This window comes from Deinococcus marmoris (assembly GCF_001949125.1).
Classification (GTDB): domain Bacteria; phylum Deinococcota; class Deinococci; order Deinococcales; family Deinococcaceae; genus Deinococcus; species Deinococcus marmoris_A.
In genome coordinates, this window is record NZ_MSTI01000042.1 from 1 (window position 1) to 17178 (window position 17178).

General features: G+C 66.1%; 19 protein-coding genes and 1 pseudogene. 12 read left to right on the forward strand and 8 right to left on the reverse strand.

Annotation, left to right across the window (positions count from 1 at the left end; translation table 11 throughout):
- The first annotated feature begins 335 nt into the window (after positions 1–335).
- The 7 genes from BOO71_RS06340 (at position 336) to BOO71_RS06370 (ending at position 8531) form a co-directional block, all read left to right on the forward strand.
- Positions 336–2894 (forward strand): U32 family peptidase, encoded by a 2559-nt coding sequence (locus tag BOO71_RS06340; RefSeq protein ID WP_175607383.1) that lies wholly within the window; start codon positions 336–338, stop codon positions 2892–2894.
- Between the two features lie 80 nt (positions 2895–2974).
- Positions 2975–3529, forward strand: a complete 555-nt coding sequence (locus tag BOO71_RS06345; RefSeq protein ID WP_075831119.1) for a DUF402 domain-containing protein — start codon at positions 2975–2977, stop codon at positions 3527–3529.
- Positions 3530–3554: 25 nt separating this feature from the next.
- Positions 3555–4271 carry a hypothetical protein gene (locus BOO71_RS28670; RefSeq protein WP_254843053.1) on the forward strand — a complete coding sequence of 239 codons (717 nt, stop codon included), beginning with the start codon at positions 3555–3557 and terminating at the stop codon, positions 4269–4271.
- Positions 4272–4317: 46 nt separating this feature from the next.
- The gene (locus BOO71_RS06355) at positions 4318–5094 is read left to right on the forward strand and encodes an ABC transporter ATP-binding protein (protein WP_075831120.1); all 777 of its coding nucleotides are present in this window, start codon (positions 4318–4320) and stop codon (positions 5092–5094) included.
- A 139-nt stretch (positions 5095–5233) separates the two neighbouring features.
- Positions 5234–6925 carry a putative ABC transporter permease subunit gene (locus BOO71_RS06360; RefSeq protein WP_075831121.1) on the forward strand — a complete coding sequence of 564 codons (1692 nt, stop codon included), beginning with the start codon at positions 5234–5236 and terminating at the stop codon, positions 6923–6925.
- Positions 6877–7782: a hypothetical protein gene (locus BOO71_RS06365; protein WP_139322788.1), complete on the forward strand. Its 906-nt coding sequence runs from the start codon at positions 6877–6879 to the stop codon at positions 7780–7782. Before BOO71_RS06360 ends, BOO71_RS06365 begins: the two co-directional genes overlap by 49 nt.
- A gap of 125 nt (positions 7783–7907) precedes the next feature.
- Positions 7908–8531 (forward strand): hypothetical protein, encoded by a 624-nt coding sequence (locus tag BOO71_RS06370; RefSeq protein WP_075831123.1) that lies wholly within the window; start codon positions 7908–7910, stop codon positions 8529–8531.
- A 16-nt stretch (positions 8532–8547) separates the two neighbouring features.
- Here BOO71_RS06370 and BOO71_RS06375 read toward each other — a convergent pair whose 3' ends face one another.
- Positions 8548–9012, reverse strand: a complete 465-nt coding sequence (locus BOO71_RS06375; RefSeq protein WP_075831124.1) for an SRPBCC family protein — start codon at positions 9010–9012, stop codon at positions 8548–8550.
- A gap of 168 nt (positions 9013–9180) precedes the next feature.
- Here BOO71_RS06375 and BOO71_RS06380 point away from each other — a divergent pair, with 168 nt between their 5' ends.
- From BOO71_RS06380 to BOO71_RS06390, 3 genes are all read left to right on the forward strand, one after another.
- Positions 9181–9810: a nucleotidyltransferase family protein gene (locus BOO71_RS06380; protein WP_075831125.1), complete on the forward strand. Its 630-nt coding sequence runs from the start codon at positions 9181–9183 to the stop codon at positions 9808–9810.
- 39 nt (positions 9811–9849) lie between these two features.
- Positions 9850–11124, forward strand: a complete 1275-nt coding sequence (locus BOO71_RS06385; RefSeq protein ID WP_075831126.1) for a class I SAM-dependent RNA methyltransferase — start codon at positions 9850–9852, stop codon at positions 11122–11124.
- A gap of 106 nt (positions 11125–11230) precedes the next feature.
- Entirely contained in the window at positions 11231–11641 is a 411-nt protein-coding gene (locus BOO71_RS06390) for a hypothetical protein (protein WP_075831127.1), read from the forward strand.
- Between the two features lie 7 nt (positions 11642–11648).
- Here the strand turns inward: BOO71_RS06390 and BOO71_RS06395 are convergent, their stop codons facing one another.
- From BOO71_RS06395 to BOO71_RS06405, 3 genes are read right to left on the reverse strand one after another with little or no spacing between them, the layout of a single operon-like run.
- Positions 11649–12155 carry a hypothetical protein gene (locus BOO71_RS06395; RefSeq protein ID WP_075831128.1) on the reverse strand — a complete coding sequence of 169 codons (507 nt, stop codon included), beginning with the start codon at positions 12153–12155 and terminating at the stop codon, positions 11649–11651.
- Positions 12156–12211: 56 nt separating this feature from the next.
- Positions 12212–13042 carry a Cof-type HAD-IIB family hydrolase gene (locus BOO71_RS06400; protein WP_075831129.1) on the reverse strand — a complete coding sequence of 277 codons (831 nt, stop codon included), beginning with the start codon at positions 13040–13042 and terminating at the stop codon, positions 12212–12214.
- A gap of 10 nt (positions 13043–13052) precedes the next feature.
- Positions 13053–13436, reverse strand: coding sequence for a 4'-phosphopantetheinyl transferase superfamily protein (locus tag BOO71_RS06405; RefSeq protein ID WP_075831130.1), 384 nt, complete (start codon positions 13434–13436; stop codon positions 13053–13055).
- Between the two features lie 54 nt (positions 13437–13490).
- Between BOO71_RS06405 and BOO71_RS06410 the strand changes: the two genes are divergently transcribed.
- Positions 13491–14198: a HepT-like ribonuclease domain-containing protein gene (locus tag BOO71_RS06410; RefSeq protein ID WP_075831131.1), complete on the forward strand. Its 708-nt coding sequence runs from the start codon at positions 13491–13493 to the stop codon at positions 14196–14198.
- A 138-nt stretch (positions 14199–14336) separates the two neighbouring features.
- Here BOO71_RS06410 and BOO71_RS06415 read toward each other — a convergent pair whose 3' ends face one another.
- The 4 genes from BOO71_RS06415 to BOO71_RS06430 form a co-directional block, all read right to left on the reverse strand.
- Positions 14337–15161: an aldo/keto reductase gene (locus BOO71_RS06415; protein ID WP_083653115.1), complete on the reverse strand. Its 825-nt coding sequence runs from the start codon at positions 15159–15161 to the stop codon at positions 14337–14339.
- A gap of 119 nt (positions 15162–15280) precedes the next feature.
- Positions 15281–15460 carry a hypothetical protein gene (locus BOO71_RS06420; RefSeq protein WP_075831133.1) on the reverse strand — a complete coding sequence of 60 codons (180 nt, stop codon included), beginning with the start codon at positions 15458–15460 and terminating at the stop codon, positions 15281–15283.
- A gap of 38 nt (positions 15461–15498) precedes the next feature.
- Complete coding sequence (locus BOO71_RS06425; protein ID WP_139322789.1) at positions 15499–16275, reverse strand: hypothetical protein; 777 nt, start codon at positions 16273–16275, stop codon at positions 15499–15501.
- A 14-nt stretch (positions 16276–16289) separates the two neighbouring features.
- On the reverse strand, positions 16290–16670 hold the full coding sequence (locus tag BOO71_RS06430; RefSeq protein ID WP_075831135.1) for a RidA family protein: 381 nt from the start codon (positions 16668–16670) through the stop codon (positions 16290–16292).
- A 241-nt stretch (positions 16671–16911) separates the two neighbouring features.
- Between BOO71_RS06430 and BOO71_RS29290 the strand changes: the two are divergent.
- Positions 16912–17178, forward strand: a pseudogene (locus tag BOO71_RS29290) (IS1 family transposase); the annotation flags it as partial.

The window sequence follows — 17178 nt, forward strand, 5'->3', positions numbered from 1 at the left end:
CCCAGCCGCTGTAGCGGCTGAGATTCAATGCATTGATTCGGCCAGGAATGGCCTGCCACAGCGGCATCAGGTGGAGGAAGAAGCGCTGTTGGGTAAGAGGAAGATGAAGCAAAGTCAGCAGTACGGGTAAAATGGTCATCGGGTCTCCTGGGGGCAGTCTTGAGAACTTCACCCTAGCGGAGACCCGTTTTTTGGTCCATTTCAATTTTTCGTCAAAACTGTCCGAACCATTGATAAGGGCCGTTGATGTGTGGGCTGGTGCTATGGGGGCGGGCATACTCGCTTTGTTCCCCTCGCCCATATGCCCTGCCTCCTAGCCCGTACACTGCCCTGTTATGTTGCGTCCCCGAGTCAAGCCTGAAGTCATGAGTCCAGTGGGAGGCTTTCCCCAACTGAAGGCAGCGGTGGAAGCCGGGGCCGACGCGGTGTTCTTCGGCGTCAATCCGGCGAGTGGCGAGGGCCGGGCGGATGGCGCGGGCTTTCACGCGCGGGCCAAAGTCGGTTTTGACGCCGAGGCCCTGCCCGAGATCATGCGCAGCCTGCACGCGCGCGGGGTGCAGGGCTTCGTCACCTTCAACGTGCTGGTCTTTGACCGCGAATTGCGGGATGCCGAACGCCAACTGATGGCGCTGGCTGAGGCCGGTGTGGACGCCCTGATCGTGCAGGATCACGGTGTCGCCCGCCTCGCCCAGCAGATCTGCCCCGATCTGCCTATCCACGGCAGCACGCAGATGAGCATCACCTCCGCCGAGGGGGCCGAACACGCCCGCCGCTTCGGGGCCAGCCGCGTGGTGCTGGGCCGCGAGCTGAGCCTGAAAGACATTGAGCGCATCGCTAATCAGACGGACGTGGAGTTGGAAACCTTCGTTCACGGCGCACTGTGCGTCAGCTATAGCGGCCAGTGCTTTTCCTCCGAGGCGTGGGGGGGCCGCAGCGCCAACCGGGGCCAGTGCGCCCAGGCGTGCCGCCTGCCCTATGACCTGCTGGTAGATGGTGAATACCGTGATCTGGGCGACGCCCGCTACCTGCTTTCCCCCGGTGACCTCTACGCGCTGCATCAGGTGCCGGAACTGGTGCGAATCGGCGTCAACTGCCTGAAAATCGAGGGGCGTTACAAGGACGCCGAATTCGTGGCCCTGACCACCGCCGCCTACCGTCAGGCCGTGGACGAGGCGTGGGCGGGCCTGCCGCTGAGCATCACGCCGCAGCAGGAGCAGGATCTGGAGCAGGTCTACTCGCGTGGTCTGGCCCCGCATTTCATGGCCGGGACCAACCACCAGACGGTGGTGCGTGGGCGTGCGCCGAGGCACCGGGGCGTGCCTGTCGGCACCGTACGGGGCGTCACTGAACGCGGTGTGCTGGCTGAACTGTCCGAACCCCTCAAGCCCGGCGACGGTCTGGTCTTTGATCCCGCCAACTGGCGCACACCCGAGGGCCGCGAGGAAGGCGGTTTCCTGTACGGGTTGTGGCAGAACGGACAGCAGACTGAGGACGTGCGGGCCGGGGGCGTCTACGAACTGCGCTTCGGGCGCGGCGCGGTGGACGGCTCGCGCGTTCGCGTGGGCGATCCGGTCTGGCGCACGCATGACCCCAGCCTGAATGCCCGCGTCAAAGCGCTGATCGAGGCGGGCGATCCGGTCTATACGCGCCCGATCAGCGCCCATTTCGTGGGCCATGTCGGGCAGCCGCCCCAGCTCACCTTGACCGATGAGGCAGGCCACAGCTTCACCGCCAGTCTCCCCGAACCCCTATCGCCTGCCCGCAACCGTGCGCTGGACGAATCCGGTTTGAGAGAGCAACTGGGGAAACTCGGTGGCACTGGCTATCACCTGCAAGAACTGAGTGTGGATTTGCGCGGCGAGGGCTTTTTGCCCGTCAGCGCCCTGAACGGACTGCGGCGGGAAGTGGTGGAAGGATTGACCGAACTGCGGGCGCAGGCTCCGGCACGGCGGATCGAGGGTGTGCTGGACCATGTCCTTTCCACCGTCTCACGTCCAATGGATGAACAGAGGACTGAAAACCCGCGTCTCCACATCCTCGTCCGCACCCCTGAACAACTGGACGCGGCCCTGGCCGAAGCGCCGGATTCCATCACCCTGGATTATCTGGAACTGTATGGCCTGAAACCCAGCGTGGAGCGCGTGAAAGCTGCTGGAATCGCCGTGCGGGTGGCGAGTCCGCGCATCCTCAAGCCCACGGAACAGAACTTGCAGAAGTTCCTGCTGTCGCTGGACGCCGGGATTCTGGTTCGCAGCGGCGGTCTGCTGGAAGGCTTGCAGGACGCGGGCGAAACCGAGTTGACCGGCGACTTTTCCCTGAACGCCGCCAATGTCCTGACCGCCCGTGCGCTGCTAGAGCTGGGCCTCGACAGGCTGACGCCCACGCATGACCTGAACGCGCAGCAGATCACGGAACTGGCCGGATTGGTTGGCCCCGGACGACTGGAGGTCATCGCCTACGGTCACCTGCCCGTTTTTCACACCGAGCATTGCGTGTTCTGCCGTTTCCTGAGCGACGGCACGGATTACACCAACTGCGGCCACCCCTGCGAAACCCACCGCATAGCCCTGCGCGACGAACGCGGGCGCACGCATCCGGTGATGGCCGACGTGGGCTGCCGCAACACCGTGTTCGAGGGCCGTCCGCAGATCGCCGCCGCTCATCTGAAGGACTGGCTGGCGGCGGGCCTGCACGACTTGCGCCTCGAATTCGTTCACGAAACGCCAGAGCAGGTGCGCGAGGTCATCCGCGCCCACCGCGCTTTCCTGGCAGGAGAGATCGGTGCAGGTGAACTGGAGGCCACCCTCTCGAAACTTTCGGAAGGCGGGACCACCGAGGGCAGCCTGTTCATACCGCACGACTTCGGAATGCTGGACGCGCTGCCCATCGTGTAATCTCCAGGCAGTCCCGGCATTCCGAACGGGGATGTTAGATTCCTCCCGGTCAATTGGGGCGTCTTCGGGTACGCTGGCCCATGCTTCCTCACGCGCATCCGGTCAAGGTGGAGCGGCACGATGTTCAGGCAAAATGTCATTACACAAATACCGGCGTGCGCGCCGTGAAAACCTACCGAGAGACGAGCGCGGGCCTGTATGTGGCCCGCGATTTCGTTGGGCATCCGCGCATTCGCCACTGGCAGGCGCACCTGCTGCCCGCGCAGCATCTGGTGGTCTGCCGCTACGCCTTTCACGGACGGCGCGAGCATGATTATTACATCGACGTGGCCCAGATCACCCGCGAGGGCGGCGTCTGGAGCGTGCGTGACCTGTACCTGGACATCGTGTTGCACGACGGTCTGGGCGCAGAAATTGCCGACACCGATGAATTGCTGGCGGCCTGGGAGGCGGGTTTCTTGACCTCCGACGAATTGCGGCAGGCCATCGAGGTGGCCCACGGCACCGTCTCGGAACTGGCCCGCGCCGAGTACACCCTGAACCACTGGCTGACCGCGCAGGATTTGCGGCTGGAATGGCAGAGCGATGTTCAGGACGAGCAGATGGACGAGGCCAGACACCCGGCCCTGTCCTGACATCCGCCTGTCCTAAAATCTATGGGTGAAGATCGACGGCAGTCCCCATCAGACCCGCCTGGAAGCTGCACTGCCCGCCGTTTTGAAGCGCATTGCCGCCACACCGGGCGTTTACGCGGCGCTGTGGTGCGGCTCTGCGGCGCGTGGGGAGGCCAACGTCTACAGCGATCTGAATTTTCACGCGCTGGTGACGGGTGATCACCGCTGGCGCAGCAATTTCGTGGTGGACGGCGTGCCCGTGGAGGTCTTTCACAATCCGGTCCGCAAGGTGCGTGCCATGTTCGCCGCAGAGGACGCCGCGACGATCACCATGTTTGCCCAGGGCCGGGCGGTGCTGCCTCATCCTGATCTGGACGCGCTAATGGCCGAGGCCTGTGCCCTCTATGCCGCTGGCCCCACGCCCAGACCTGTCAGTCCATCCACACAGTTCATGCTGGTGGACGTCGTGATGGACGCCCGCGCCAGCCGCCAAACTCCGGTTCACGCGCTGACTGTCATGGCGGCGCTCGGCCCGCTGGTGATGCGGTCCCTGTACGCCGCTGGTGGCTGGTGGGACGTGAAACGTGAACATTGGCTGGACGATCTGGAGGCCAAGGCTCCAGCGGTTGCCCAGGAACTCCGGCTCGTGCTGGGCGCAGCGACGGATGACGCGCGGCAGGAGGCGTTCGAGGTTCTGGCACGGCGGCTGACCGGCCAACTGGAGTACACGGACGGCGCAACTGAACCCGAACCCGTCCCCTGAATCCGAGTCAGTCCCCTGTCATTCCGCCCGGCCTAAACTTTACCCAATGATCGAGGTCAGCCACTACAGCAAACGCTACGGCGCACACGAGGCCGTGCAGGACCTCAGCTTTACCGTGCAGCCCGGCGCGGTCTTTGGCCTGCTGGGCAGCAACGGGGCAGGGAAGACCACAACCATCCGCGCGCTGGTGGGCCTGACGCGCCCGACTTCCGGCACCGTGCGCGTGGCTGGGTTTGACGTGTGGAAGGAGCCGGTGAAAGCAAAAGCTGCCTTCGGCTACATCCCGGATCGTCCGTACCTGTACGGCAAGCTGACCGCCCGCGAATTGCTGCGCTTCGTGGGCCAGCTCTACAAGGTGGAGGGCGCAGACGCCGAGATTGACCGCTGGCTCACGCTGTTTCGCCTGGAGGACTTCGGCAACGAATTGATCGAGACCTTCTCGCATGGGATGCGGCAGAAGGTGGCGATCATCTCCGCCATGCTGCCCGATCCCGGCGTGCTGATCATTGACGAGCCGATGGTGGGCCTGGACCCCCACGCCGCCCGGCAGGTGCGCGAACTGTTTCGCGCCCATGCAGACCGGGGCCGCACGGTGCTGCTGACCACCCACAGCCTGCCGCTGGCCGAGGCCGTGTGTGACCGCCTGGTGGTGCTGGACCGGGGCCGCGTGCTGGGCGAGGGCACGATGGATGACCTGCGCACCCGCACTGGCACGGCAGCCGGGGGCGTCCACGGCGACAGTCTGGAACGCATCTTCTTCCGCCTGATGGAAGAGGAGCAGGAGGAAGAAAGGCAGCGGCGGGAAGTGGTGGCGGCAGGATGAATGGCTTGCTGAGGGCCGCGAGCTTTTCTCCCTCCCTCCTCGTGGGGGAGGGCCGGGGAGGGGGGGCCACCCAGAAGCGAACCTGTCCCATCCGTGTCCGCCTCCATCAACCATCACCCTTCAACCATCAACCCACCCCATGACCACCCGCCCCGCCCCCACCATCCAGCCTCTGCGCCAACCCAGCCTCCTGAACCTCAAGCTGACCGCCCTGCGCCACACGCTGCGGCGGGGGCCGAAGTGGGGCTACGTCTTCGTTGCCCTGCTGGCGGTGTTGCTCGTCTGGGGCGAGGTCTACGGCATCTGGAGGGCGCTGAATTTCCTGGGGTCATTCGGCAGCATCGGCACCAACGTCTTTGCCCGCGTGCTGGAAATCGGCCTGATCACCCTGTCCAGCGGCGTGACCTTCAGCGCCACCACCGCCGCCATTTCTACTTTGTATCTCAGCGAGGACCTGAATTTCCTGCTCACCCAGCCGATCAAAACATGGCGCGTCTTTGCCCTGAAGGTTTCCGAGACCTTCCTGAACACGGCGATGGTGCCGGTGTTCCTGACCATTCCGCTGCTGCTGACGGTGGGCGTGTTTTTCCACGCGCCAGTCTGGGCCTACCCGCTGATGGTGCTGACCGCCCTGATGACTTTCGCCGCTCCGGTGGGCCTGGGCGCATTGCTGGCCGTGCTGCTGATGCGTGTGGCCCCGGTGGGCCGCGTACGCGAGGTCAGCACCGGACTGGGTGTGCTGATCAGCGCCGGACTGGTCTACGCCATCCGCGCCCTGCGCCCCGAGGTCCTGATTCAGAAGATGCAGGACCCGGCGCAGTTTGAAACCCTGCTCAAGAATTTTGCCAGCCCTAGCAGCCCGTTTCTGCCCCCGGTGTGGGCCTCGCAGAGCATCTGGGGCGCGGCGCAGGGACGGCTGGACTGGGGGTTGCTGCCCCTGCTGATCCTCACGGTGGGCCTGCTGGCCGCCGCCACGGCCCTCGCCACCCGCGCCTATCAGGACGGCTGGGCGCGGGCGCTGGATTCCAGCACGCCCCGGCTGGACCCGACGCCGAAGCGGGCCACGCTGACAGAAAGGCTGTTTGCTCGCCTCGGCCCCGGCGGCAGCCTCGCCTACAAGGACCTGCGCGTGACCCTGCGCGATCCGACGCAGTGGAGCCAACTGCTGGTGGTGGTGGCGCTGGCGGGCGTGTATCTGGTCAGCGTGAAAGCTGTGCCGATTCCCATTCCGCAGTTCCGGGGCATCCTGGGCTACGTGCAACTGGCCTTTCAGGGCTTTATCGTCTCCGGTGTGGCCGTGCGGCTGGCCTTTCCCGCCCTCAGCACCGAGGCCAAGGCGTACTGGCTGCTGCGAACCGGCCCGATCAGCGCCCAGCAGATTGTGCTGAGCAAGTTTTACGGCGTGCTGCCCGTCACACTCACGCTGGGGCTAGTCATGGGCATTGCCAGCGCCCGCAGCATGGACCTGGGACCCACCCTGCTGCTCCTGAGTGTGCTGGTCAGCGTCAGCAACGCCTTTGTGATCACGGCGCTGGGTGTGGGCCTGGGTGCGGCGGCCCCCAAATTTGACGCCGACAACCCGGCAGAAATCGGCGTCAGTCCCGGCGGGCTGGCCTTCATGGGCCTGAGTCTGGCGTACTCGGTGCTGTGCCTGCTGCTGCTGGCGCGTCCGGCGGCGGGCAGCGTGCTGCGCCCGGACCTCTTTCCCGGCCTGTATGCGCTGGGAACGCCTGAGGGCGTGCTGGGACTGATCGGCCTGACGCTGGCAACAGTGCTGGGAACGTGGCTCAGCTTGCGGCTGGGCTGGCGACGGCTGGACGCGCTGGAATAGCGTTGGGCGAAGCGCACAGCGGCGGTGGGGTGCATAATCGCCGCAAGATGGCCGACGATATTGAAAAACAGCAGCGCCGGGCCGAACGCCGCGCCCAGCGCCGGAACGATCCGCTGTCCATGCTGGGCGGCACACTGATTGCGCTGTTTGCGATTGGCCTGATCTTCAGCGAGGGCAACGCGGTGGTAGGGTTCACCCTGCTGGGACTGGTGGCCCTGCTCACGGGGCTTTACTTCGTCTCGGCGCAGGCGCAGCGGGGAATGACCACGCTGCTGACCCTGCCGGGTTTCCGGCGCACCTTCCGGTTGATCATTCCCGTGTTCGCGGTGGCAGGCATCTTCACCGAGGGCAATCCGGCACTGATGATCCTGGTGCTGGTGGTGGCGGCTCTGGCACTGGCCGCCGCCATGCTGACGGTCCGCACTGGCTCGGCTTCTGTGCCGGACGTGGAAGAGATGAAACAACCCGCCGCCGTTCCCGCCCTCCCCGTCCAGTCCAGCGGCGAGACCATCTCCGAGATAGACATTCGTGCGCTGTGCCGGGGCCTGCCACCTGCTGTGGCCGGACAGGTCTTTGCCACCGTGGAGCATCTGGAGACGGTGGCCGCCGAGGCGGGGAAGAATGGCGATACCCGCCGCTCCTACGACGCCCGGCAGGGCCTGACGGATTACCTGCCCAACACGGTCAACGCCTGGAAGGCCCAGGCTGAGGACCAGCGCGATCTGAATGAGCTGACGCGGGCGCTGGAGCAGGTGCGCCAGATCGCGGGCGTGGACGATTCCGGCGGCGAGGCCGGGCGGCGGGCCTGGGAAACCCAGCAGCGCTTTCTGGCGTCGCGCAAGGGTGAGAAAGAGTGAACGTGTGGGTGGCGTTGGGATTCACTTTCGGGTGACGTTCTCCTGCCCCCGCCTCCGCTATAAGGGAGAGACGTAGTTTCACTTTCCCCCTTTCTTATTGGCCTGCCTGTTTGCCTGGAGGACGCATGACCCGCCGACGCCCCAACTTCAAGACCCTGCTGCGCGTGACCCGAGCCTTGCGTGAACCCGATTCCAGCTCAACCGAAGGCGGCAGCTCTCTGCGCGACACCGCCCGCCGCGCCGCCCAGAGTGCCCTCAACGATCCGCGCGTGCAGGGCGCTGCCGGACTGGTCCGTGACCGCGCCGAGGCGGTGCGGACCCGTGCAGGCGAGGGCGCGGACCGTCATCTGGAACGCCTGATCAGCGAATCGCGCGCCCGCCGGGGCGAGGCCACGCCCGATGAGGTGGCCGCGCTGCTGGAGACGCGCCGCCGTGAACGCGACGCCCGTATCCGCCGCGTCCAGGCCCGTCAGCAGTTGCTGGACCGCGCCGAGACCCCAGAGCAGCGCCGCATCCTGACCCTGGTGGCCGGGGCGACGATCTGGGCGGGTGGCACGGCGGAAGCGGGACCGCTGCGTTACACCACGCTGCTGGACCGTCTGGCCCCCGGTGGCAGCGCCGAGGCCGAGATGGCCGTTCACCGCGCGTTGTGGACCCTGGCCGAGCGCCGCGTGCTGTCCGTTTCCCCGCATGGAGTCGTGACCGCCGTGCAACTGCTGGAGCAGATGACGCTGCCGGAACTGGACTGAACGGCAGGGGACGCCTCTACGCCAGCGTTCCGCCCGCCGCGCTCATGGCTGTGCCCATGTTCTCAAAGGTCTTCTCGATCAGTTTCTTGGCCTGAACGTCCAGCATCCGCCCGCCCACCGAGGCCACCGGGCCGCGCATGCTGGCCTCGCCGGTCCAGTCCAGCGCCGTGGTGCCGTCGCCGTTGTCCACCACGTTCGCCCCCGCCGTCAGGTCCACTACGCTGCCCAGTCCGCCGCCGCGCACGTTGACATTCACGCGGCCTGCCGCCTCGTCGGGCAGGACCTCAATCTTGAACTTGAATTTGCCGCGCACCATACCCACGCCCACCTGCACGGTGGCTTCCATGTGGTTGGCGTCCTGCACCGTCACTTCCTGCACGTCTGGCAGGCAGCGGGCCACCCGTTCGGGGTCCTGCACGAAGGCCCACACGACGGCGGGGGCGGCCTTGACCTGTTCCTGTCCTGAGTAATTGAGTTTCATGGTTGACGCTCCTTTTGTTGATGGAAGAAGGTTGACGGTTGTAGATGTCCCCCGATTGTAGGCGGGCAGGACAGCCCGGACGGTGAGCGGAGTTCCCGGCCCCTCTTGATGCAGGCCGGTAGGAGGTTTGGGCAGACTGTTCCCGCCCGCCCCCGCTATCCTGGCCCCATGCCCCCCCAACCCCCAGCCGTCGCAGGCGTTCTCCTCGCCGCTGGCCGCAGCACGCGCATGGGCCGTCCCAAACAGTTGGCAGAGCTGGCGGGGCAGCCGCTGTGCCTGTACGCGGCGCGGGCGCTGGCCGGGGTTTATTCACCGCTGCTGGCCGTCATTCCCCCCGGCGCGGTGGGCGAGGGTATTCGCGCCGCATTGGCTGACCTGCCTTTCACCTTCGCCGTCAACCCGCAGCCTGAGCTGGGGCTGGCCTCCTCTTTCCGGGTGGCTGCCGCCCATCTGCCCCCCGGTCTGGACGGTGCGTCATTCACGCTGGCGGATATGCCGCTGGTGACGGCGGACCTTCACCTGGGTCTGCTTTCAGCCTTCAGGGAGACGAATGCGCCCGTCGTGATGGCCGCCTACGGAACTGGAGAGGATGCCGTGCGCGCCCCGCCCCATCTGCTGCGCGCGGACCTCCTGCCCGAATTGCTGATCCTGCCCGACGCCGATCACGGTCCCCGGCGGATCATCGCCGCCCAGGGAAACTCGGCGCTGACACTGAATTTTCCCGCTGCCATGCTGCTGGATGTGGACACGCCCGAAGGTTTGAAACTGGCCGAGGCTGCGCTGAACAGAAGTGTGTGAACGGTTGCCGCGCCCGCGCCGCGCTACCCTGAAGGTCTGATGTCTGAAGCTGCCCCCCAACCTGCCCCACAACCCGAAGTGTTAACGCTGGAAATAGAGAAGCTTGTCGCGGGGGGTCTGGGGCTGGCCCGTGACGAGGACGGCGTGGTGCTGGTGCGCGGCGCGCTGCCCGGCGAACGCGTGCGGGCCACCGTGCGCGCGGGCCGGGGCGTGCGTCAGGCCGTTACGGTGGAAGTGCTGGAAGCCAGCCCGGACCGCGTGGACGGCCCGAATCTTCCCACCGCCGATCTGGGCCACGCCAGTTACGCCGCCCAACTGCGTTACAAACGCGACTTCGTGCAGGAAGCGCTGACCCGCATCGCCAAACTGAAGCACGAGGTCAATGAGACTGTGCCCAGCCCCAGCGAGTGGCACTACCGCAACACCGCGCAGTATCTGGTCACGCCGGATGGGCTGGCCTACCGCGAGCGGCGCGGCAACGATCCGCTGGTGGTGTCCGAGGACCCGCTGGTGATGGAGGCTATCTCGGCCATCGTCGCCCGGATCGACCCCGCCCAACTGGACCCCGCCACTGAAATTGCCTTCCGTGCCAGCGCCCTGACCGGGGAAGTGGTGGCCGCCTTGATCGGGGCCGGGGAGCCGCGCGTGTTCATGCGTGCCAGCGAGCATCTGATGGAGGCCGGAGTGGTGGGCGTCTCACTGGCCCAGCCTGCCGGACGCCGCTTCAGTGCGGGCGTGCGCCTGATCGCCGGGGAGACCGATGTGCGCGAGCAGTTCGGTCGCGTGCAGGTCAGCGTGAGCGCCACCGGCTTCGCGCAGGTCAATCCGGCGGCGGCGGGGCTGGCCTACGAACGGGCCGCCGAGTTGGCCGGAAACGGCGAACATGCCGTGGACCTCTATGGCGGCGCGGGCGCGATTGGCCGCCATCTGGCCCCCAACTTCCGCCGTGTGACCGTGCTGGACGCCTCGCCCGAAGCCCTGGCCCGTGGACGGCAGGACGTGGCCGAGAGCGTGGCGGCAGGGAAGCCGGAGGGCAACGTGACCTACCGCGACGGCGACGCCGCCCGTTTCAGCGAACTGGGAACGGACGTGATCGTGGTGGACCCCCCGCGCGCCGGGCTGGAGGAGGGGGCACGCGTTCATATCGATTCCAGCACCGCTGACCGTCTGGTGTACATCTCCTGCGATCCGGCTACCTGGGCGCGTGACGTGGGCGACATGGTGCGGCGCGGCTGGAAACTGGGTGAAGTCACGCCGCACGACTTCTATCCGCAGACCAGCCACATTGAAATCGTGAGCGTGCTGAACCGCTGAGGGCTGAACCTCCGAGAGCTGGGAACCTCCGAGAGCTGGGAACCTCCGAGAGCTGAGAGGCGAGGCGTTCACGCCCTTCTGCGTGGCAGGCGCTAGCGTGTCCAGCATGAAAGTCGGCTTTCTTCTGCTCGCGCCTCTGCTGCTGCTGAGTGCTTGCCGCCCCCCGCCACCAGACCCCCAGGCCGCGCAGCAGATCGCGGCCCTCAGCGCCCGCATCGGCACACTGGAGACCGAGGTGGCCGAACTGAGAGCCGGACAACGTGACAGCGGCGTGGCCAACGCAGACGACGTGACCGCTCGCGCTGCCGCTCAGAACTGCGCCATTGCGCTGGCCCGCGCGCTGGAACTGTTCCGGCAGGGCAGTGTGGGAAGCCGCTACCCCACACCATCCCAGGTGGACCTGCCCGACGCCTGCGAGGGCCAGCGCGTGGGCTGGCAAAAGCTGGAGGCCCAGCAGTACACCTTTGCCGTGACCAACGGCGACGGTCAGGTGCTGGCGCAGCAGAGCGGGCCTTAAGCAGACGCTACTGGGCCATCGATCGGCCCAGCGCCACCGGATCATTCGTGCGCTCGTCTTCCAGCAGCACGCCGAAAGAGGTCACCTTCTGGCCCGTGAAGCCCATCACGAAGGCCCAGACCTGATCGGGGTACTTCTCGTAAATGGAGCTGCGGACATAGACCGCCTCGCCGCCCTGCATGAATGTCCGTTCGCGCACCAGTCTGGTTTCCTTGCCGTACTGCTCGACGCCCGTTTTGCGAAAGGCCGTGAAGCCGTCCAGCGTGCCGTACTGGGCCTTCACATCCGGCGAGAAGGTATTCCACAGCCGTTCCACCTTGAGCGCCAGAAACTCGGCCATCAGCGCCTGCCCACGCGTGAACGCGGCCTGTTCGGCGGGGGTGCGCGTGGCGGCTGGGGCAGTGACCGGGGGCTTAGCCGGGACCGCAGGGCTGTTCTGGGCCAGCGCCGACGGATTCAGGACCAGCAAGGCGAGGGCCACCGTCAACCCTTTCATTGGCACATTGGCGTTCATGCCTAAGCGTACACGGCCCGGATTGCTCAGGCTGTCAGATGAGAGACCATCGAAAGCTAGAGCGCAGTTGAACAGGGCTGGCCCAGAAGCTCCTCGATTACCGCCGCCACGCCGTCCTCCGCATTGCTGAGGGTCATCTCATCCGCCGCTTCCAGTGCTTCGGCCTCGGCGTTCGCCATTGCCACACCGCGCCCGGCCCAGGCCAGCATCTCGGCGTCGTTGGGGGCGTCCCCGAAGGCCAGCACCTCAGACTGGGCGATGCCCAACTTCTCGCACAGTCGCGCCAGCCCCCACGCCTTGCTTACTCCTTCGGCCAGCACTTCCAGAAACGGTGCGCCGCTGTGGGTCACGGCGTAGCCGCCCAGATTCAGGGCGCGCAACTCGGCCAGCAGTTCACGTGGGGTCAGTTCGGGATGGCGCACGATGAATTTCAGGCTGGGTTCGGCCAGCACGTCGTCCAGCAGATGACGCCCCATCTCGCCGGGTTCGCGCTTGTGGTCCTCGAAATGGGCGATGTCGGCATAGCCCGCCTGTGCCACGAAGACCTCGCCGCCGCGCCGCACGCTGACGAACAGCACGCCGGGCACGCGCTCGGACAGCGCCCCGGCCAGAGCGCGCTGCACGGCTGCCTCCACATGCGCCTCGAACAGCACCTCGCCGGTGGTCAGGTGAAGGCCGTGTGCGCCGTTTCCGCACAGCGCCCATTCCTCAAATCCTGCCGCCTCTGCAATTCGCTGCACTCCTCGCGGCTGCCGCGCCGTCACCGGAACCACCACAATCCCCGCCGCCCGCGCCGCGTCCAGTGCCCGGCGGGTGCGCGGGCTGACGCTCAGGTCCGGGCGCAGCAGGGTGCCGTCCAGATCGGTGGCAATCAGGCGAATGGGCATGGGGAGCAGCCTAGCGTTCCTCCAGCACCACCACCGCCGAGGCGTGTTCCTTGGTGTGGGTCAGCGTCAGGTGGGCCACCCAGCCGCGCTCGGTCATCTCTGCGCCGATGTTGGGTGCGAAGGCCAGGAAAGGCCGCGTGAATGGAAAGGGACCGTCTGGCGTGGGCGTGCGGACCACCCACACGTCGCGCCAGCCGTGTGGCCGGGGCCAGACCTTCTGAAAGGCTTCCTTGGCGGCAAAGCGGGCGGCCAAGCTGGGGGCCGGATCGCTCAGGCGGGCGCAGTAGGCCAGTTCCTCGGGGGCAAACAGCTTCCCGGCGCGCGGCCCCTCGCGCTCCAGCATGGTGCGGATACGCGAAATCTCGATCAGGTCATGGCCCACAGCGACGATCATGCCCGTGATGCTAGTGCCTGCGCCGCCTGTGCCTGTAGCCGTTATCTTCGGGGGATGAATGAACCCTCGCCCGCTTCGCCTGGCCAATACAGCCCCGACACCAGCCTGCAAGAGGTGGCCCGCATCATCCGCTCTGTGGAACCTCAGTGGCGCAGCATGGGCGCGTCCCGCGTGCGGATTTTCGGTTCGGTGGCGCGTGGTGAGGCCACCGATCTGTCGGATGTGGACCTGCTGGTGGACTTCGTGAGCGAGGCGGGCCTGCTGGATCTGATGAACGTCAAGGACCTGTTCGAGGACCCCCTGCGCCGCCGCATCGACGTGCTGACCGAGGGCGGCCTGAAGCCCCAACTGCGCCGCGAGATTCTGAGTGACGCCGTGGACGTGATGCAAGTGCCGCGCCACCCCCAGACCACCTTTCGGCGCAAGCGCTGGCTGTGGCGTGTGCATGACCTGCTGGACGCCCTGGACCGCGTGCGCGACTACACGGAGGGCCACACGCTGGACAGCTTTATCGACGATGAATTGACCCGCGACGCCGTGCTGCGAAACCTCGCGCGGCTGGGTGAGACCACCAAATTCATCCCGCAGAGCGTGGAGGACCGCCATCCGCAGGTGCCGTGGGCCTACCTGCGCGATATCCGCAATCTGGTGGCCCACGATTATTTCGGCATCGATCCGGTGCTGGTGTGGCACACCGCGACTTCCGAACTGGTCAACATTCGCCCCGCCTTGCAGGAACTGGCGAGTGGGGGAGAGGAATAGCTCATACGGATTCCGTCTGTAACGCGGCAGGAATCGGGACAGCGCCGATCCCTCCACTCCATGCCCGGAACCCGTTTTTCTCCTGCTCGCTCCGCTCGGATTACGGGTGTTTTCAACACCCTCTAATCGGAGTCCGTATCAGTTCCAACTCAACCCTGCCCGAGTCTGCCAGTACTCCCCCGGCGATTCGGCAAGGCCAGCCAGCGTGGAGAAATCTGATTTCAGTCGCAGCGCCCCCAGATTGCTCTCAAGCTGCTGCACCGTCGTCGCCCCACTCAGCACCACATCGGCCCACGGCTGCGCGAGGGCGGCGGCCAGGGCCACAGCGTCGGGAGTGGCTCTTAACTCTCCGCAGATTTCAGCCAGTGTGGGTGGGATGGTGGCGCGTTTAGTCAACCGTCCATTGGCCACCGCCTCTTTGACCACCACGGTCCAGCCTGCCGCGTGGGCTTCCGCCAGTGCCCCTCCTGCCGACGGCTCCAGCAGGTTCCAGGTGGCCTGCACGGCGCTGAAGGGATTGAGGCCATCCACTGTGACCGCCAGCGCCCGCCGCAAAGTGTCCGCCTGCCCCGGCCCGCTGGTGGACAGGCCCACGCGCACGCCCAGTGTTGCCAGTTCGGCCAGCCGCGCCAGCACCCGCCCGTCCTCCAGCACGCCTGTAGCCAGCGTCGCGGAGTGGATCAGGTAAAGGTCTGGCGGGCGGCCCAGGCTTGCCAGCGTTTCGGGCCACTGCCGTTCCAGCGTGTCCAGATCGTGGTTCTTGACCTCGTGGGTGTCGGCGTCCGTGTGCCAGTCGGCCACGTAGGTGTAGCCCCACTTGCTGCCCACCGTTGCCGTATGGCCGCGTTCAGCCAGCCAGCCGCCCAGAAACTCCTCGGCGCGTCCGTAGCTGCGGGCGGCATCGAAATAGCGGATGCCAGCGTCCCAGGCGGCGTCCAGCACAGTCCGGGCGTGGGCGCGCATGGCGTCCACCGTCTTGTTGTCCAGATCTTCGCCGTGGCCCAGGTTGATATAGCCGGGTCGTCCCAGCGCGGCCAGCCCCAGGCCCAGGCTGGGGGAACGGGGCGGCAGCAGGTCAGCGCTCAGAACGGCCCTTTCCCGGCGTCCATTCCCGCGTCAGCGCCGGGCTGGAAATGATCCGTTCCAGTGACGCCATGATGGCGGCCCCAGCGGCGTTCGCGTCGCCAGCGTTCCCCGACCCACTTCAGTTTGGCGGCCAGCACAGCGAAATTGAGGCCCAGATTGATCGCAATCCATTTCATGGGTGGTCCTCCTGTCATCCAGTACGCGGCGGCGCGGGTCAGGGTTGCCCACTGCGCCCGGCCCACTGCCGCAGTTCGGCAGCCAGTGTTGCATTCATGGTCAGGTTCAGCCCGGCGGCCAGTTCCAGCGTCCAGCCTACCGCCGCCGCGTAAGCCTCCTCCAGATCATTCACGCCGCCCGTGATGGCCGCGTATCGGCGCAGGGTTTCCGTATCCAATCGCCGTTCGGCCAGCCGCGCCGGGTTGAGCAGGTAAGCCGTGTGGCCGGATTCCACAGCGGTCAGCGTCAGCAGACCACTCTGAATCCACCACAACAGTCCATGCGCCCGGATGCGTTCGCCGCGCGCCAGCACGTTCAGCCCGAAGGCCAGCCAGTTCAGCAGACGGTCCAGCGTGGCCTGTGCCTCTGGCTGGGGCGGGGGTTTCGCGGTCAGCATTTGCAGGGTCGCCGCTAGCCGTCCGTCCACGTCCTTAGCCAGCATTTGTTCGGGAAAGAGGTATTCGTTGCCCCAGCTTTCCAGCTCGCCCAGCGACGTGTTGGGAACGGCGTGCAGCTCCATCCGCAGCAACCCCGGCAAGATCGCGTTGAACGCCCCGAACTCGTTTACGACGCTGTGTAAAACAGGCGTGAGCTTTTCGAGCCACCTATGAACGTCGAACTCCACGTCTGGTTCGAGGTAGAGCCAGTATTCCAGATCGCTGAATCGGTCCGCCGTCCCCTGCGTGAAACTGCCGTAAGCCAGCGCGTGCGTGATGCGGCTGTCGGCGCGCATGGCGTCACGCAATCGGGCGTCCAGCTCGGTGTGACGTTTCAAATCTGGGGCCAAGTTCACGAAATGATGGCCTCTACCTCGATTTCCACCAGATGCTGCGGGTCGATCAGGGCGGCCACCTGCACCATCGTTGCCGCCGGACGGATGGCCCCGAAGACCTCGCCGTGGGCGCGGCCTACCTCCTCCCAGCGCGAGATGTCGGTGACGAAGATGCGGGTCCGCACCACGTTGTCCAGCGTGGCCCCGGCTTCCTCAAGTGCGCCCCTGATGATCCCGAGAACCACGCGGGTCTGCTCGTAGGCGTCGTCCACGCCCACCACCTCACCGTCCACCGTGGCGGTGGTTCCCGCCACATGCACCACGTTCCCCACCCGCACGACGCGCGAGTAGCCCACGCTCGCTTCCCAGGGCGAGCCACTGCCGATGTTCCGTCTCACGGCCTCAGCTTAGCCTGATACGGATTCCGTCTGTAACGCGGCAGGCATCGGTGCCGTCCCGATGTCCGCACTCCACGCCCAGAACCCGTTTTTCTCCTGCTCGCTCTCGTCATGAACAGACGCCCATGAGGACGCTATTTCTCCCGTTCGGATTTCCAGGTGTTTCCAATATCTGGTAGAAGGCTGGAATCATAACCGACATGCCTGACATGAGGGGCGTCCGGGGCGTATCCCCGGACGTATGCAATCACCCTCACTCGACAGTTTCCGCTGCCTTAACCCCGCCTGTCCAGCCGCTGGACAGTCAGGTCTCGGGAATATTCGTCACCGCAAGTGGTACAACACGCGCTCGGGGCCACGCCGGTTGCTCCGCTGCTCGACCTGCACCCGGGAATTTAGTGAACTCAAAGGCACTGCCCTGTGGAACGTGAAACTCCCCTGGGAGCGGGTGGAGAGCATCGTGGAGCACGTGACGCGTGGGAACAGCTTCAAGCAGACCGCTGAACTC

Bases quoted from the DNA above. Each gene is read 5' to 3' on its own strand.
- BOO71_RS06340 (WP_175607383.1), top strand. From the start codon at position 336: ATGTTGCGTCCCCGAGTCAAGCCTGAAGTCATGAGTCCAGTGGGAGGC.
- BOO71_RS06345 (WP_075831119.1), top strand. From the start codon at position 2,975: ATGCTTCCTCACGCGCATCCGGTCAAGGTGGAGCGGCACGATGTTCAG.
- BOO71_RS06355 (WP_075831120.1), top strand. From the start codon at position 4,318: ATGATCGAGGTCAGCCACTACAGCAAACGCTACGGCGCACACGAGGCC.
- BOO71_RS06360 (WP_075831121.1), top strand. From the start codon at position 5,234: ATGACCACCCGCCCCGCCCCCACCATCCAGCCTCTGCGCCAACCCAGC.
- BOO71_RS06370 (WP_075831123.1), top strand. From the start codon at position 7,908: ATGACCCGCCGACGCCCCAACTTCAAGACCCTGCTGCGCGTGACCCGA.
- BOO71_RS06375 (WP_075831124.1), bottom strand. From the start codon at position 9,012: ATGAAACTCAATTACTCAGGACAGGAACAGGTCAAGGCCGCCCCCGCC.
- BOO71_RS06380 (WP_075831125.1), top strand. From the start codon at position 9,181: ATGCCCCCCCAACCCCCAGCCGTCGCAGGCGTTCTCCTCGCCGCTGGC.
- BOO71_RS06385 (WP_075831126.1), top strand. From the start codon at position 9,850: ATGTCTGAAGCTGCCCCCCAACCTGCCCCACAACCCGAAGTGTTAACG.
- BOO71_RS06390 (WP_075831127.1), top strand. From the start codon at position 11,231: ATGAAAGTCGGCTTTCTTCTGCTCGCGCCTCTGCTGCTGCTGAGTGCT.
- BOO71_RS06395 (WP_075831128.1), bottom strand. From the start codon at position 12,155: ATGAACGCCAATGTGCCAATGAAAGGGTTGACGGTGGCCCTCGCCTTG.
- BOO71_RS06400 (WP_075831129.1), bottom strand. From the start codon at position 13,042: ATGCCCATTCGCCTGATTGCCACCGATCTGGACGGCACCCTGCTGCGC.
- BOO71_RS06405 (WP_075831130.1), bottom strand. From the start codon at position 13,436: ATGATCGTCGCTGTGGGCCATGACCTGATCGAGATTTCGCGTATCCGC.
- BOO71_RS06410 (WP_075831131.1), top strand. From the start codon at position 13,491: ATGAATGAACCCTCGCCCGCTTCGCCTGGCCAATACAGCCCCGACACC.
- BOO71_RS06415 (WP_083653115.1), bottom strand. From the start codon at position 15,161: ATGCGCGCCCACGCCCGGACTGTGCTGGACGCCGCCTGGGACGCTGGC.
- BOO71_RS06420 (WP_075831133.1), bottom strand. From the start codon at position 15,460: ATGAAATGGATTGCGATCAATCTGGGCCTCAATTTCGCTGTGCTGGCC.